This window comes from Mycobacterium sp. 1165178.9 (assembly GCF_001673555.1).
Lineage (GTDB): Bacteria > Actinomycetota > Actinomycetes > Mycobacteriales > Mycobacteriaceae > Mycobacterium.
The window spans coordinates 1-1,502 of record NZ_LZMB01000284.1; the positions used below are offsets into that span (position 1 = coordinate 1).

A 1,502-nucleotide genomic window follows, 5' to 3' on the forward strand; every position below is an offset into this window, starting at 1 on the left:
AGCGCCGGGCGCAGGTAGGCATCCGCCGCCGACCAACGCCTGCCCTGCGCCTGGGTGAGTTGAAACGGGCCGACACCGATCTGCTGCACCCCATTGAAGTCGTCGGTTCTCGGTAGCCCCCAGGCGGTCGCGGACTCCATCCACTTCATGTTGAGGTCGTGCAGATAAACCGGGTCCTGCACATGCAGTGGGCCATCCACGCCGTGCAGCGGTCCGTGTAGCCGCGCGTTGTGCTCGGCGCGGACAAAATATGGCAGCACGTCGTCGTAGCGCCAGCCCACGGCTCCGTAGTCGGCGTCCCAACCGTCGTAGTCCAGCCGGTTACCGCGGATGTAGACCATCGCGTTCATCGAGGAGCAGCCACCGAGCACACGCCCCCGCGGTATGTAGACGCTGGTGCCCGTTCCGGACTGCTTCACCGACCGGTACGCCCAGTCCATCTCGGTGCCGAACAGCGTGCCGAACAAGGCCGGAATATGCACCTCGGGCGCGGAATCCTCGCCGCCGGCCTCCAGCAGTAGCACTCGGGTCGACGCGTCAGCGCTGAGCCGATTGGCTAGCACGCAGCCCGCGCTGCCGGCGCCGACCACGATGTGGTCGAACTCATCGGATTTGAGCATGGCAAAACCCCTTTGCAGACAGAGCGAATCGAGCAGAAAGCGACAGGAGTGGGTAGTTGCGGTTAGGTCTTCGTGCCGCGATTAGTCGACGCGAGCCGTGGTAGCCGCCCGGTGCCCGGGTCAGCCAGGCCGAGTATGCGTGCGACGGCGCGGCGCGCGCGCATCGCCGCTTTCTTGTCGGCGAACAGCTGCGCGGCGAGGTTCATCGCCGTGAACGTACCGATCAACTCGAAAACGACCTGCGCGACATCAGTGCTCGCGGGCAGGTGCCCAGCGTCGCGGGCCTCGCCAACGGCGTGTGACAGCTTGTCCTGCCATCGTCCGAACAGCTCCGCCACCGCCGCGCGCACCGGTCCGCCGCGAGCATCGAATTCGACTGCTGCGGTAGTGAACAGGCACCCGCCCGGGAAGGAGTCTCCTTCATTCAGCAGATACCGAATCCAGCCCTCGCACAGCGCCAGCACGCGCGGCAGACCTGGGTCCACGTGCCCGACCGGCTCGAAAGCAATGGCCTCGAACAACTCATAGCCTTTATCCAAGGTGGCGATCTGCAGCGTTTCCTTCGTGCCGAAATGGCCGATCACACCGGCCTTGCTCATGTTCAGGTCGGCGGCCAGGCGACCGAGGGTCAGTCCATCGAGTCCCTCGACCGAGGCGATCGCCACGCTACGAGTCAGGATGCGATCACGAGTGCGGGCGGCCTCCACAGCAGACGCTCTAGGCGACATAGCAGTCACCATAGAACAGACCTCCCCAGTTAAGCAACCGATCGATCGGACGCTAAATCACGCGATTTCTTCCCCCTGGTCGCCCTTGTCCGTGCCGGCGCCAAGTTCGAGAACGGCAAGCTCGTCAAACGTCCCGACGAACCGGCCGCCGAGG

2 protein-coding genes are annotated in these 1,502 nt (G+C 64.8%); both read right to left on the reverse strand.

Going from position 1 to position 1,502, the window contains the following annotated elements; translation table 11 throughout:
- A partial coding sequence (locus A5652_RS12190) for a GMC family oxidoreductase (RefSeq protein WP_197513937.1) occupies positions 1–620 on the reverse strand: 620 nt, incomplete at its 3' end.
- 62 nt (positions 621–682) lie between these two features.
- A complete protein-coding gene (locus tag A5652_RS12195) occupies positions 683–1,285 on the reverse strand; it encodes a TetR/AcrR family transcriptional regulator (protein WP_197513938.1) in 603 nt (200 codons plus the stop codon).
- Positions 1,286–1,502 lie beyond the last annotated feature (217 nt).